Here is an 11,905-nt window from a genome sequence, read left to right on the forward strand (position 1 = left end):
CAGCCACCGGGCCGCGCCGGGACCGCCGTACGTCTGGCCCCGCGCCCCGCCGGCGCCACCGTTCGTCTATCCCTCCCGCCCCCGCAGGTCCACGATGCGCTTGATCTTGCCCACCGACCGTTCGAGCGTCTCCGGGTCCACGACCTCCACCGCCACCGAGACGCCGATGCCGTCCTTCACGCCGGTCGCGATGGCGCGGGCCGCCGCGTCGCGTTCGGCGGCGGTCGCGTCGCCGCGGGCCTCCGCGCGTACCGTCAGGGCGTCCATGCGGCCCTCGCGGGTCAGCCGGAGCTGGAAGTGCGGGGCGACGCCCGGCGTGCGCAGGACGATCTCCTCGACCTGCGTCGGGAAGAGGTTCACGCCACGCAGGATGACCATGTCGTCGCTGCGGCCCGTCACCTTCTCCATGCGGCGGAAGGCGGGGCGGGCCGTGCCGGGCAGGAGCCGGGTCAGGTCCCGTGTCCGGTAGCGGACCAAGGGCATCGCCTCCTTGGTGAGCGAGGTGAACACCAGCTCGCCCTGCTCGCCGTCCGGCAGGACCTCGCCGGTGACCGGGTCGACAACCTCCGGATAGAACTGGTCCTCCCAGATGTGCAGCCCGTCCTTCGTCTCGACGCACTCCTGGGCGACGCCCGGGCCGATCACCTCCGAGAGGCCGTAGATGTCGACGGCGTCAATGGCGAAGCGTTCCTCGATCTCGCGGCGCATCTCCTCCGTCCACGGCTCGGCGCCGAAGACCCCGACCTTGAGGGACGTGCTGCGCGGGTCCACTCCCTGGCGCTCGAACTCGTCGAGGATCGTCAGCATGTACGACGGGGTGACCATGATGACCTCGGGGCGGAAGTCCTGGATCAGCTGCACCTGGCGGGCGGTCATGCCGCCGGACGCGGGGATGACCGTGCAGCCGAGGTGCTCGGCGCCGTAGTGCGCGCCGAGCCCGCCCGTGAACAGGCCGTATCCGTACGCCACATGGACCTTGTTGCCGGGGTGGGCACCCGCCGCGCGCAGGGAACGCGCCACCACGGCGGCCCACATGGAGAGGTCGTTCTCCGTGTAGGCGACGACGACGGGAAGGCCCGTGGTGCCGCTGGACGCGTGCAGGCGCCGCACGTCCGCGTCCGGCACGGCGAACATCCCGAACGGGTAGTTGTCCCGCAGGTCGTTCTTCGTGGTGAACGGGAAGCGGGACAGGTCGGCGAGCGAGCGGCAGTCATCGGGGTGCACGCCCGCCCTGTCGAAGGACGCGCGGTAGAACGGCACCCTCTCGTACACGCGGCGCAGCGTCGCCCGCAGTCGCTCCAGCTGCTGTGCGTGCAGCTCCTCCGGGCTGAGGCGTTCCCCTGCGTCCAGCAGTTCTGTCATCGTCGACCGCACTCCCGAGCCCTGGGGGCCGACCGCCCACCCGCAGTGACATAACGGGCGAATCGGTCGACCGATCATTCGGTTGATCCGTTCAGGGCCAGTAATTCAAGGGGCGAGGCCAGACGTCAAGAGGCGGGACGGACCCAATCGCCGGCGGTGCGCCCTCAGGCGCCACGGGCGGCCCCGTGGACGTACGGAGTCGTCGTGCTCAGGGCCGCGAAGCCGAGGCGCTCCAGGATGGGGCGGCTCATGCTGGAGGCGTCGACCTGCAGGTAGCGGTAGCCGCGTTCGGCGGCGATGCGGGTGCGGAACGCGACGAGGCTGCGGTAGATGCCGTGCCCGCGCCACTCGGCGACGGTGCCGCCGCCCCACAGGCTCGCGAAGTCCGTCCCCGGGTGCGTCTCCATGCGGGCCGCGCTCACCGGCACGTCCCCGGCCAGGGCGAGCACCGCGGGCACCGCGTCCGGGTCCGTGGCCAGCTGGGCGAGGAGCTGGTGCCAGGTGAGGCCGAGACTCCTGCCGAACGCCTTGTCGTGGACCTCGGCCATGAGGCCGACTCCGGCCTCGTCGGTGACGGGGAGCAGCCGGATTCCCTCCGGAGGGGGGACGTCCGTCGGCAGGTCCGCGACCTCGGCGACGAGGAGCGTCTCCACGGGCTCGGGGACGAATCCGGCGGCCGTGAGCCGCCGCGGAAGGTCGGACGGAAGGTCGTGCCCGTACACCTTCCACTCGAATTCGCGCCCGAGCTCGGTGAAATGGCGTACCTGGGCGGCGATCGCCGCGTCCGCCGAGCTCTCGTCGAGGTCCGACCACACGACGCCGCTCCAGCCGTCCGCGGCGCCGGTCTGCCGCACCACGCCGTCCACCCGCTCGACCCGCGCGCCAAGGCCGTCGGGCTTGGCGTCCCGCCTGATCTGTCGGTCGAACAGGGACAACACCGTTTGATGATCCATCCGGTCACTCCAGCACCGGGACGACGGGGGTGGCAACCGGATTGTGCACCGGTGTGAGGCCGTGTCCCGGCGGGAGCCGTCGCCGTGTCCGGTTACGCCCCGCCGGCCGTCACCGCCCGCGCCCACCGGTAGTCCGCCTTGCCGCTGGGCGAGCGCTGGATGTGATCGGTCAGGACCAGCTGGCGGGGGATCTTGTAGCCGGCGAGACGCGTGCGGCAGTGGTTCTGGATGTCGTCGAGCGAGGGCGGCGCCGCGCCCTCGCGCACCTGGACCACCGCGGCGACGTGATTGCCCCACTTCGCGTCGGGTACCCCGGCCACCAGCGCGTCGTACACGTCGGGATGCGACTTCAGCGCCTGCTCGACCTCTTCGGGATACACCTTCTCGCCGCCCGTGTTGATGCACTGCGAGCCGCGTCCGAGGACCGTGACGATGCCCTCGTCGTCGACCGTCGCCATGTCCCCGAGCAGCACCCACCGCTCGTCGCCCTTCTGGAAGAACGTCTCGGCCGTCTTCTTCGGGTCGTTGTAGTAGCCGAGCGGGACGTGCCCGCGCTGGGCGATACGGCCCGGCTCCCCGGCGGCGACGGGCTTGTAGGTCGCCGGATCGACCACCTGCGTACGGGAGTTGACCCGTAGGCGAAAGCCCTTCTCCGGGCCCGAGTCGTCCGTCGCCGTGCCGTTGAAGCCGGACTCGGAGGAGCCGAAGTTGTTCAGGAGCATCACGTTCGGGACGAGTGCCTGGAACTGGGCGCGCACGGTCTCCGACATGATCGCGCCCGATGACGAGACGCTGAACATCGACGAGCAGTCCGTGCCCTTCATCGGCCCGTTCAGCGCGTCGATCAGGGGCCGCAGCATGGCGTCCCCGACGAGCGACACGCTCGTCACCTTCTCCTTCTCGATGGTGCGCAGCACCTCATCGGGTACGAACTTCGTGTGGATGACGAGGCGTTGACCGAAGTTGAAGCCGATGAAGGCGGTGAGGGTGGAGGTGCCGTGCATCAGAGGAGGGGTGGGGAAGAAGGTGATCCCGTCACCGCCGGCCGCGACGCGCTCGGACAGCTCCTCGGGCCTGCTCACCGGCTCGCCCGTGGGCGCGCCGCCGCCGAGCCCCGAGAAGAACAGGTCCTCCTGGCGCCACATCACCCCCTTGGGCATGCCGGTCGTGCCGCCCGTGTAGATGATGAAGAGGTCGTCGGCCGAGCGCGGCCCGAACCCGCGCTCCGGCGAGCCCGCGGCCTCCGCCTCCGCGAAGTCCACGGCCTTGACGGGCGGCGCACCGGTCGGCGGGGTCCCCACGCGCACGAGGTGGCGCAGCTTCTCCGTCTGTGGCTGAGCGGCCGCGACGCGTTCGGTGAACTCGGCGTCGAAGACCAGCGCCGCGAGGTCCGCATCACGGTAGAGGTAGACCAACTCCTCTTCGACATACCGGTAGTTGACGTTGACCGGCACGATCCGCGCCTTGAGGCAGGCGAGGACGGTCTGGAGGTACTCGATGCCGTTGTAGAGGTGCAGGCCCAGGTGTTCGCCGGGTCGGAGCCCGCTGTCGATCAGATGGTGTGCGAGGCGGTTGGCCGCCGCGTCGAGTCCGGCGTACGTGAGCCGGCGCTCCGCGCCCGTGCCGGGATGGTCGATGTGCACGAGCGCCTCGCGGTCGGGGACCACGTCGACGACCGACTCGAACAGGTCGGCAAGGTTGTACTCCACCGCTCCTCCTGACCCAGGCACCATCTCGATGTGGCCGTCATCTCAGCAGAGCCGCCGGGAACAGGGAAGGGCCCCCGCACAAGAAATCTGACTGACTGTCAGAAAACTCTTGAACTGGCCACCCGGCTACTGCAACCTGTTCTCGCATCCGAGACGTACGCGGCATCCGAGACGCATCCGAGACGGGAGTACGGCCATGGGTGGCACGGAACACGACGCGGGACACGGGACGGAACACCTCACGGTGCGACGCGAGGGCGCCACCCTCGTCCTCACGCTCAACAGGCCCGAGGCCAAGAACGCGCTCTCCCTGCCGATGCTGGTCGGCCTCTACGACGGATGGGTCGCCGCCGACGAGGACGACTCGATCCGGTCGGTCGTCCTGACCGGCGCGGGCGGCACCTTCTGCGCCGGCATGGACCTCAAGGCCCTGGCCGGCAAGGGGATGGAGGGCGAGCAGTACCGGGACCGCCTCAAGGCCGACCCCGATCTGCACTGGAAGGCCATGCTGCGCCACCACCGGCCCCGCAAACCCGTGATCGCCGCCGTCGAGGGCTACTGCGTGGCCGGCGGCACGGAGATCCTCCAGGGCACCGACATCCGCGTCGCCGCCGAGACCGCGACCTTCGGCCTCTCCGAGGTCAGGCGCGCCCTCTTCCCGATCGGTGGCTCCACCGTGCGGCTGCAGCGGCAGATCCCGCGCACCCACGCCCTGGAGATGCTGCTGACCGGCAGGCACTACAGCGCCGCCGAGGCCCTCTCCATCGGGCTGATCGGCAGCGTCGTCCCGGCCGGCACCGCACTCGACCGTGCCCTGGAGATCGCCGAGCAGGTCAACGCCTGCGGCCCGCTCGCGGTGGAGGCGGTCAAGGCCTCGGTGTACGAGACCGCCGAGATGACCGAGACCGACGGCCTCAAGTCCGAACTGGAGCGCGGCTGGCCGATCTTCGCCACCGAGGACGCCAAGGAGGGCCCGAAGGCCTTCGCCGAGAAGCGTCCCGCCGTCTACCGGCGCGCGTGAAGCCCTGCGACCGCCAAGGAGTCATGAAGTGACCGAAGTCCTCAAAGCCCCGCTCGTCGTCGAGTTCCCCTTCACCCGCTCGCTCGGCCCCGTCCAGAGCGCGTTCCTCACCGGGCTGCGCGAGCGGACCGTCCTCGGTGTGAAGACCACCGACGGCAAGGTCATGGTCCCGCCCGTCGAGTACGACCCCGTCACCGCCGACGAACTACGCGACCTCGTGGAGGTCGAGTCCACCGGCACCGTCACCACCTGGGCCTGGAACCCCGAACCCCGCCGCGGCCAGCCCCTCGCCACCCCCTTCGCCTGGGTCCTCGTCCGCCTCGACGGCGCCGACACCGCCCTCCTGCACGCCCTCGACGCACCCGGCCCCGACACCGTGCACACCGGTATGCGCGTCCGCGTCCGCTGGGCCGCCGAACGTACCGGCGCCATCACCGACATCGCCTGCTTCGAGCCATCCGATGCGGATCGGGCAGAGGTCGCGGACGCCGAACCCGCCGCCCACGACGGGCAGTTCGGCGACGCGGTCACCGGGATCGTCGCCCAGGCCCGGCTCGACTACGTGTACTCCCCGGGACGCGCCCAGACCGCCTACATCAACGCCCTCGCCGACCGGCGCACCGTCGGCGAACGCTGCCCGTCCTGCCACAAGGTCTACGTCCCGCCGCGCGGCGCCTGCCCCACCTGCGGCGTCGCCACGACCGACCGGGTCGAGGTCGGCCCGGCCGGCACCGTCACCACCTTCTGCATCGTCAACGTCAAGGCCAAGAACCTCGACATCGAACTGCCCTACGTCTACGCCCACATCGCGCTCGACGGCGCCGACCTCGCCCTGCACGGCCGCATCGCCGGCATCCCGTACGACCAGGTGCGGATGGGCCTCAGGGTCGAGCCGGTGTGGACCGAGGGCGGCCGCTACCCCGACCACTACCGGCCCACCGGCGAACCGGACGCCGACTACGACACGTACAAGGAGCTGGTGTAGATGCGAGAGGTAGCGATCGTCGCCTTCGCGCAGAGCGACCATCTGCGCACCACCGACGAACTCTCCGAGGTCGACATGGTGATGCCGGTGCTGCACCAGGTGCTGGCGCAGACCGGCCTCAGGACCAGCGACATCGGCTTCACCTGCTCCGGCTCCTCCGACTATCTCGCGGGCCGCGCCTTCTCGTTCACGATGACCCTCGACGGCGTGGGCGCCTGGCCGCCGATCTCCGAGTCGCACGTGGAGATGGACGGCGCCTGGGCGATGTACGAGGCATGGGTGAAGCTGCTCACCGGCGAGGTCGACACCGCGCTCGTCTACTCGTACGGCAAGTCCTCACCGGGCTCCGTGCGCGATGTGCTCTCCCGCCAGCTCGACCCGTACTACGTGGCCCCGCTGTGGCCGGACTCCGTCGCGCTCGCCGCGCTCCAGGCGCAGGCGCTGATCGACGCGGGGGAGACGGATGAGCCCGCGCTCGCCGGGATCGCGGCCCGCAGCCGCGCGTCGGCGAGCTCCAACTCCCATGCGCAGGTGAAGGGTTCGGTGCCGCAGGGCGACTACGAGGTGCAGCCGCTGCGCAAGGGCGACTGCCCGCCGGTCGGCGACGGCGCCGTCGCCGTGATCCTCGCCGCCGGTGACAAGGCCCGCGAACTGTGCGAGCGGCCCGCCTGGATCCGCGGCATGGACCACCGCATCGAAGCGCACAGCCTCGGTGTCCGCGACCTCACCGACTCCCCGTCCACGCGACGCGCCGCCGAGCGAGCCGGAGCCTACGAACGGCCCGTGGACACCGCCGAGTTGCACGCCCCGTTCACCTCGCAGGAGGTCGTCCTGCGCAAGGCGCTGAAGCTGGGCGACGACGTGGCCGTGAACCCCTCCGGCGGCGCGCTCGCCGCCAACCCCCTCATGGCCGCGGGGCTGCTGCGTATCGGCGAGGCCGCCGCCCGCATCCACCGAGGTGAGTCCGACCGGGCCCTCGCGCACGCCACGTCCGGTCCCTGCCTGCAGCAGAACCTGGTCGCCGTCCTGGAAGGAGACGCCCGATGAGCAGTACGGGGCACGCCACGCACAAAGAACCCGTGGCCGTCGTCGGTATCGGCCAGACCAAGCACGTCGCGGCCCGCAAGGACGTGTCGATCGCCGGACTCGTCCGCGAGGCCGCTCGACGAGCCCTGGAGGACGCCCAGTTGACGTGGGCCGACATCGACGCCGTGGTCATCGGCAAGGCCCCCGACTTCTTCGAGGGCGTCATGATGCCCGAGCTGTACCTCGCGGACGCGCTCGGCGCGGTGGGCAAGCCCATGCTGCGGGTACACACCGCGGGCTCGGTCGGCGGCTCCACCGCACTCGTCGCCTCCAACCTGGTCGCGTCCCGCGTCCACCGGACCGTCCTCACCCTCGCCTTCGAAAAACAGTCCGAGTCCAACGCGATGTGGGGCCTGTCCCTGCCGATCCCCTTCACGCAGCCGCTGCTCGCAGGCGCGGGCGGCTTCTTCGCCCCGCACGTGCGCGCGTACATGCGGCGCACCGGCGCACCCGACCACGTCGGCTCCCTGGTCGCGTACAAGGACCGGCGCAACGCGCTGAAGAACCCCTACGCGCATCTGCACGAGCACGGCATCACCCTGGAGAAGGTCCAGTCCTCGCCGATGCTCTGGGACCCGGTCCGCTACTCCGAGACCTGCCCGTCCTCCGACGGCGCGTGCGCCATGATCCTCACCGACCGTGCGGGCGCGGCTCGTTCACCGCAGCCGGCGGCCTGGATGCACGGCGGCGCGATGCGCTCGGAGCCCACCATGTTCGCGGGCAAGGACTTCGTGTCACCGCAGGCCGGCAAGGACTGCGCCGCCGACGTCTACCGGCAGGCGGGCATCGGCGACCCGCGCCGCGAGATCGACGCCGTCGAGATGTACGTGCCGTTCTCCTGGTACGAGCCGATGTGGCTGGAGAACCTCGGCTTCGCCGCCGAGGGCGAGGGCTGGAAGCTCACGGAATCGGGCGTCACGGAACTCGACGGCGACCTGCCCGTCAACATGTCGGGCGGCGTCCTGTCCACCAACCCCATCGGCGCCTCCGGGATGATCCGCTTCGCGGAGGCCGCGCTCCAGGTCCGGGGGCAGGCCGGAGAACACCAGGTCGACGGCGCTCGCAAGGTCCTCGGGCACGCCTACGGGGGCGGCTCGCAGTTCTTCTCGATGTGGCTCGTCGGCGCGCACCCGCCCACGTCCTGAACGGCTCGGCGCCGCGGCCTGTCCGCCACGCGGGCCGATCGCTAGGCTTGCGGGCGGACGACGAACCGGGAGGAGCACGGACGTGGCCGAAAGCACCATCGAGCAGCACACGCTCGCGGGTTGGGACAAGCCGGACCTCGATCTGAGTGCCGCGGACTGGCATTCGAGCAGCAAGGGGCGGGGCGACGTCCAGATCGCCTTCGTCGAGGGGTTCATCGCGATGCGCAACGGCGGCAGCCCCCAGAATCCGTCCCTGATCTTCACGCCCGCGGAATGGGGGGCGTTCGTGCTGGGGGCGCGCGAGGGAGAGTTCGACCTGACCTGAGCCGGGGCTGACCCGAGCCGCTCTGCCTGACCTCGAGCCGTACAGGCCCGAGCCGCGGTCAGGTGAGGTTTCCGGCTTTTCCGGCGACATGCGACGTGCGGCCCTGCTCCTTCGCCCCGGTGTACGCGAGGCTGGGGGCAGGAACAGTCGCTCTTGCCGGGGCCCGTCGACACCGTGCCCCGGTGTCGGAGGTTGGACATGAGTACCCCGCGCCCCCTGCCCGTCGTGGCCGCCGTCGACGGGTCCGAAGACAGCCTGCGCGCCCTGGAATGGGCGCTCACGGAAGCGGGCAGGCGCGGGGCGCCCGTGCGGATCGTCCATGTGCGCCAGTACGCCCCCTGGACCCAGCCCGGGGTACTGGTGTCCGGCCCGCCGGAACCCGCGGGCGACGCGGTCCTCGACGAGGTGCGCGCCGGCCTGGCCGGGCGAGGCGAGCTGTCACCGGTCGAGTACGTGACAGTGGAGGGCGCTCCGGCGGCCGTCCTGCCCGAACTCGGCTCCGAGGCACAGCTGTTGGTCCTCGGCTCCCGGGGGCGCGGAGGCTTCGCCAGTCTGCTGCTCGGTTCGAACGGCGTGGCCGCGGCGCGGGACGCCGCCTGCCCCGTCGTCGTGGTTCCCAGGCCCGGACGCTCCGTGCACGGTGACAGTGAGATGCCGCCCGGACCCCGCGTGGTCGTCGGCGTCGAGGTGGACGAGCCCGACGACACCCTCCTCGCCTTCGCCTTCGAGGAGGCCGAGCGGCGCGGGGCGCGGCTTCAGGTGATCGCCGCGTTCCCGTGGCCGGTCCTCGCCTGGACGACGTTCGGCGACTTCACGCCCACGACCGTCGACCAGGAAGCGGCCGAACGCGAGACCCTGACGCTCGTCAACGCGGCGGTGGCGCCTTTCCGCGCGGCGCACCCCGACGTACAGGTGGACCTGTACGTGGCCCCGGGCGACGCGGCCGGGCACCTCGTCGAGAACTCCCGCGACGCCGGCCTCGTGGTCGTCGGCCGCCATCGGCGCAGGTTCACGCGCCCCGCACCGATGCTCGGATCCGTGACCATGGCGGTGCTGCTCCACGCGGCGAGCCCGGTCGCGGTGGTGCCCCCGGTCCTGGACGACAAGGCCTAGACGACAAGGCCTAGACGACAAGGCCTGGACGACATGGCTTGGACGACAAGGCCTGGTGGATCAGTACAGCACCGCGCAGCCCCGCGCCGTGAGTGTCCTGAGCAGCGCGGGCGGCACGTGCACGTCGTTCCATCTGAGGTCCAGCTTCTCCAGCGAGGGCAGTGCGGTGATCCAGTCGGGCAGCTCGTGAAGCCGGTTGGACCGCAGATCGAGGCGCCGCAGCAGCGGAAGGCCGCGCAGGGACGCGGGCACGTCGGTGAAGGCGTTCTCCCGCAGTTCGAGTTCCCGCAGCTCCCGCAGGTGCCGTACGGAATCGGGGAGGGCGGTGAGCCGGTTGCCGCGCAGCCACAGCTCGCGCAGCGCACTCAGGCCGCCGAGTGAGTCGGGGAGCCGGGCGAGGGTGGCGTGCTGCGCGCGCAGCTCCACGAGACCCGCCATCGAGCCGATCGATTCCAGGAGACCGGCGAGCGGGTTCTCGCCGACGTTCAGATAGGCCAGCCGCGAGAGCCCGCCGAGCGAGTCCGGGAGCGCGGTGAGCGCGTTGTCGTGCAGGTAGAGGAAGCGGGTCAGACCCGTCAGATCACCGAGCGTGTCCGGGACCGAGGCGAGACGGTTGTGGCCGAGGTCGAGAGTGTGCAGGTGGGGGAGCGATCCGATGCGGTCGGGGAGCCGGGTGAGCGCGTTGTCGGGCAGGAGGAGAACCTCCAGGCGAGGGTGCTCCCACACCTCGTCCGGTACGTCGCTCAGGCCCGCCCGCCAGTACGTGAGCACAGCCGTCCACCTCCGAGATCCGAGGGGAGATCTAATGGATGCGCGGGACCTTATCATTAGCCCATGCGTGACATCAGTACAGGCCAGGGAGCCACAGCGCTCGCTCTGGACCTCGCCCTCACCATCCGCCACGACGGGCACGGCGGTGTCGCCGACGACCTCGACCGGTCCGAAGGACTGACGGCCTGGGTGCGGGAGCACGCAGAGGCGCTGCCGGACACCATCGCGTTCGAGGCGGACGCGACGGCGCTCGCCGAAGTGCGCGAGGTACGGGCCGCCGTCCGCGCGCTCTTCGCCCACGCCGTGCGCCCCGGCGAGCCCAGCCCGGCCGACGCCCACCGGCTGCTCCCCGTGAGCGAGGCGGTGCGAAGGCTCAACGCGGCGGCGGCGCTCGCCCCGACCGTCCCCGTCCTCACCTGGGACGACGGCGCCACCCCCCTCGTCCGCGAGGAGGCACGCCCCCCGGCGGCCGCCGCCGACCTGCTCACCGCCGCCCTGGCCCGTGCCGCCGTCGGCTTCCTCGCGAGTGAGGACCGTGAGCGGCTGCGCGCCTGCCACGCCCCGCGCTGTGTGCGCTACTTCCTCAAGGACCATCCCCGCCAGGAGTGGTGCAAGCCGTCCTGCGGCAACCGCGCACGGGTCGCCCGGCATCACGAGCGGCACCGCGCGGACGTCGCAGGGGACTGAACGCGACGCGGGGGAGAGGTCGTTGAGTGACCTCGCGGGCGTGCGCCCGGACGCTCGCGGCCGGCCGGCCGCACCCCCATGAGCAGGCCGGACCCTGCCCGCGGGAACCGGGGACGCACCCGGATCCGCCCGCGTCCGTCGGGTCAGAGCCCCGTCGGGGCCGCGGCCCCCGCGCCGCGCAGGGCCCCGGTGCACGTACCATTGCGGCATGTCCTTCCTCCGCCGACGCAGCTCCGCCACACCCGCGGGTCCTGACTTCGATGTCCTCGCCATGGACCCGGGTGACTGGCCGGGCAATCTCGGCGCGGGCCTGCTGCCCGCCCCCGACGGCAGCTGCCAGGGCGTCTTCCTGCGCTACGACCTGTTCGGCGGCCGCGGCCCCGCGATGATCATCGGGAATCTCCCCGAGGGATCGTCGGCCCGCGAGGTCACCGAGGGCGAGATCCCCTTCGAGGTGGCCCAGCTCCTCCTCGCGCTGGAGAACGACGAGGAGGTCACCGTCGTCGACACCGAGGACGTCCCGGTGATGCAGGGCGACAACCTCCTCATCGTGCGCCGCCTCAAGCTCTCCGAGAGCCGTATCTCCTGCGTGCAGTTCGACCGCAGCGACAACGTCCTCGTGACGATCGCGGCCTGGGACCGGCCCATCACGGACGACCTCTACGCGCTCCTGAAGCCGCTGCCCCCCGAGCTGTTCCAGCAGGCCTGAGCCACAGAAAACCGGCCGGGCCCGGACCTGCCCCCACGG

12 protein-coding genes are annotated in these 11,905 nt (G+C 71.3%); 8 read left to right on the forward strand and 4 right to left on the reverse strand.

The features are described from left to right. Window positions 1-66 precede the first annotated feature (66 nt). From paaK to ACIPWY_RS19145, 3 genes are all read right to left on the reverse strand, one after another. The gene (gene paaK, locus ACIPWY_RS19135; RefSeq protein WP_362902730.1) at window positions 67-1,362 is read right to left on the reverse strand and encodes a phenylacetate--CoA ligase PaaK; all 1,296 of its coding nucleotides are present in this window, start codon (window positions 1,360-1,362) and stop codon (window positions 67-69) included. Window positions 1,363-1,526: 164 nt separating this feature from the next. Next, window positions 1,527-2,315 carry a GNAT family N-acetyltransferase gene (locus ACIPWY_RS19140; protein WP_362902732.1) on the reverse strand — a complete coding sequence of 263 codons (789 nt, stop codon included), beginning with the start codon at window positions 2,313-2,315 and terminating at the stop codon, window positions 1,527-1,529. Window positions 2,316-2,407: 92 nt separating this feature from the next. Beyond that, window positions 2,408-4,024 (reverse strand): acyl-CoA synthetase, encoded by a 1,617-nt coding sequence (locus ACIPWY_RS19145; protein ID WP_393700695.1) that lies wholly within the window; start codon window positions 4,022-4,024, stop codon window positions 2,408-2,410. A 196-nt stretch (window positions 4,025-4,220) separates the two neighbouring features. Between ACIPWY_RS19145 and ACIPWY_RS19150 the strand changes: the two genes are divergently transcribed. From ACIPWY_RS19150 to ACIPWY_RS19175, 6 genes are all read left to right on the forward strand, one after another. Further along, complete coding sequence (locus ACIPWY_RS19150; protein WP_362902736.1) at window positions 4,221-5,045, forward strand: crotonase/enoyl-CoA hydratase family protein; 825 nt, start codon at window positions 4,221-4,223, stop codon at window positions 5,043-5,045. 28 nt (window positions 5,046-5,073) lie between these two features. Then, the gene (locus tag ACIPWY_RS19155) at window positions 5,074-6,030 is read left to right on the forward strand and encodes an OB-fold domain-containing protein (protein WP_362902738.1); all 957 of its coding nucleotides are present in this window, start codon (window positions 5,074-5,076) and stop codon (window positions 6,028-6,030) included. Then, complete coding sequence (locus ACIPWY_RS19160; protein ID WP_362902740.1) at window positions 6,031-7,077, forward strand: thiolase domain-containing protein; 1,047 nt, start codon at window positions 6,031-6,033, stop codon at window positions 7,075-7,077. After that, on the forward strand, window positions 7,074-8,261 hold the full coding sequence (locus ACIPWY_RS19165) for a thiolase domain-containing protein (RefSeq protein WP_362902742.1): 1,188 nt from the start codon (window positions 7,074-7,076) through the stop codon (window positions 8,259-8,261). Before ACIPWY_RS19160 ends, ACIPWY_RS19165 begins: the two co-directional genes overlap by 4 nt. A gap of 82 nt (window positions 8,262-8,343) precedes the next feature. Then, window positions 8,344-8,586 carry a DUF397 domain-containing protein gene (locus ACIPWY_RS19170; RefSeq protein WP_116500600.1) on the forward strand — a complete coding sequence of 81 codons (243 nt, stop codon included), beginning with the start codon at window positions 8,344-8,346 and terminating at the stop codon, window positions 8,584-8,586. Window positions 8,587-8,784: 198 nt separating this feature from the next. Further along, window positions 8,785-9,699 (forward strand): universal stress protein, encoded by a 915-nt coding sequence (locus ACIPWY_RS19175; RefSeq protein WP_393700699.1) that lies wholly within the window; start codon window positions 8,785-8,787, stop codon window positions 9,697-9,699. 60 nt (window positions 9,700-9,759) lie between these two features. Here ACIPWY_RS19175 and ACIPWY_RS19180 read toward each other — a convergent pair whose 3' ends face one another. Then, window positions 9,760-10,527: a leucine-rich repeat domain-containing protein gene (locus tag ACIPWY_RS19180; protein WP_401533994.1), complete on the reverse strand. Its 768-nt coding sequence runs from the start codon at window positions 10,525-10,527 to the stop codon at window positions 9,760-9,762. A gap of 6 nt (window positions 10,528-10,533) precedes the next feature. On the opposite strand from ACIPWY_RS19180, the gene ACIPWY_RS19185 reads away from it, so the two are divergent. Together ACIPWY_RS19185 and ACIPWY_RS19190 are read left to right on the forward strand one after the other, a co-directional pair. Continuing rightward, the gene (locus tag ACIPWY_RS19185) at window positions 10,534-11,157 is read left to right on the forward strand and encodes a CGNR zinc finger domain-containing protein (protein ID WP_393700704.1); all 624 of its coding nucleotides are present in this window, start codon (window positions 10,534-10,536) and stop codon (window positions 11,155-11,157) included. Window positions 11,158-11,365: 208 nt separating this feature from the next. After that, window positions 11,366-11,866, forward strand: coding sequence for a hypothetical protein (locus ACIPWY_RS19190; protein WP_362902750.1), 501 nt, complete (start codon window positions 11,366-11,368; stop codon window positions 11,864-11,866). The last annotated feature ends 39 nt before the right edge of the window (window positions 11,867-11,905 follow it).

This window comes from Streptomyces sp. NPDC090032 (assembly GCF_044748025.1).
Classification (GTDB): domain Bacteria; phylum Actinomycetota; class Actinomycetes; order Streptomycetales; family Streptomycetaceae; genus Streptomyces.

Bases quoted from the DNA above. Each gene is read 5' to 3' on its own strand.
- ACIPWY_RS19150 (WP_362902736.1), top strand. From the start codon at position 4,221: ATGGGTGGCACGGAACACGACGCGGGACACGGGACGGAACACCTCACG.
- paaK (WP_362902730.1), bottom strand. From the start codon at position 1,362: ATGACAGAACTGCTGGACGCAGGGGAACGCCTCAGCCCGGAGGAGCTG.
- ACIPWY_RS19140 (WP_362902732.1), bottom strand. From the start codon at position 2,315: ATGGATCATCAAACGGTGTTGTCCCTGTTCGACCGACAGATCAGGCGG.
- ACIPWY_RS19180 (WP_401533994.1), bottom strand. From the start codon at position 10,527: ATGATAAGGTCCCGCGCATCCATTAGATCTCCCCTCGGATCTCGGAGG.
- ACIPWY_RS19165 (WP_362902742.1), top strand. From the start codon at position 7,074: ATGAGCAGTACGGGGCACGCCACGCACAAAGAACCCGTGGCCGTCGTC.
- ACIPWY_RS19175 (WP_393700699.1), top strand. From the start codon at position 8,785: ATGAGTACCCCGCGCCCCCTGCCCGTCGTGGCCGCCGTCGACGGGTCC.
- ACIPWY_RS19160 (WP_362902740.1), top strand. From the start codon at position 6,031: ATGCGAGAGGTAGCGATCGTCGCCTTCGCGCAGAGCGACCATCTGCGC.
- ACIPWY_RS19190 (WP_362902750.1), top strand. From the start codon at position 11,366: ATGTCCTTCCTCCGCCGACGCAGCTCCGCCACACCCGCGGGTCCTGAC.
- ACIPWY_RS19185 (WP_393700704.1), top strand. From the start codon at position 10,534: ATGCGTGACATCAGTACAGGCCAGGGAGCCACAGCGCTCGCTCTGGAC.